The sequence below is a fragment of the Pseudoalteromonas sp. SWXJZ10B genome, assembly GCF_015864475.1.
In the GTDB taxonomy this organism is placed as follows: Bacteria; Pseudomonadota; Gammaproteobacteria; order Enterobacterales; family Alteromonadaceae; genus Pseudoalteromonas; species Pseudoalteromonas arctica.
Genome location: NZ_JADYXD010000069.1, coordinates 1 through 524, shown reverse-complemented (window position 1 = coordinate 524; position 524 = coordinate 1). Strand labels below are relative to the sequence as shown.

Here is a 524-nt window from a genome sequence, read left to right as displayed (position 1 = left end):
GTTCGAGAGCGTTACGCCGTTGAGCGTGACGTTGCCGTCGTTGCTGATGCGGAAGCTGTAGTTCATGCCGTCGCCGAGCACTCCGGTGGCTCCGGCCGCAAGCGCCGCAGTGTGCGTCGTCACGATCGAAGGCTCAGCGTCTTCAGTGGGGTTGAACACAGTGTTCGAGACGCCGGTTACTTCAGTGCCGTCAGGCGCCGTTCCAATCGCGGTTGCCGTGTTTTCGACGGTTCCGTTATCGACATCGGCCTGCTCGTTCGGGCCGAGAATACCGGTCGCCGACGGGAACGTGAGGTCAGAGGGAACAACATCGATCAGCGGGTCAAGCACGCCAACCAGGCGCAACGTGACATTTCCGGTGTTCGTGACGATGAAGCTGTAGGTGATCTCCGAACCCGCTTCACCCGATCCCGAAGTCATCACTCCCGACTTCTCGGCGGTGATGCTGGGGTCGGATTCCGCCGTGAGTTCACGATCAACGTTCGAGTTCGCCGTTACCGCGTCGCCGCCGGGAGTGAGCCCCC

Annotated in this window: 1 protein-coding gene; it reads right to left on the bottom strand. The window is 61.6% G+C overall.

Translation table 11 applies throughout. The features are described from left to right. A partial coding sequence (locus I6F54_RS20200) for a DUF7507 domain-containing protein (protein WP_197142809.1) occupies positions 1 to 524 on the bottom strand: 524 nt, incomplete at both ends.